The organism is Microbacterium sp. ZXX196 (assembly GCF_009709595.1).
GTDB classification, from domain to species: Bacteria; Actinomycetota; Actinomycetes; order Actinomycetales; family Microbacteriaceae; genus Microbacterium; species Microbacterium excoecariae.
On record NZ_WMEE01000186.1, the window covers coordinates 1 to 271 of the forward strand.

Here is a 271-nt window from a genome sequence, read left to right on the forward strand (position 1 = left end):
GTGGTCTACGTGGACAACGACCCCATCGTGCTGGCCCACGGCCGCGCCCTGCTCGCCCGGGACGCCTCGACCACCGTCATCCAGGCCGACATCACCGACCCCGACGCGGTACTCCGCGCTCCGGAGACGGCCGAGCTGCTGGATCTCTCCCGTCCGGTCGGCGTGCTGCTGTTCTCCATCCCGCACTGTATCGCCGACGACGACATCGCCCGCCGCGCGGTACGCGGCTGCATCGACCAGCTGCCGTCCGGGAGCGTGCTCACGCTGTCCC

Annotated in this window: 1 protein-coding gene; it reads left to right on the forward strand. The window is 71.2% G+C overall.

What is annotated here, in order from left to right; genetic code table 11:
* On the forward strand, positions 1–271 hold a 271-nt coding region (locus GJQ66_RS12690; protein ID WP_196215912.1), incomplete at both ends, for an SAM-dependent methyltransferase.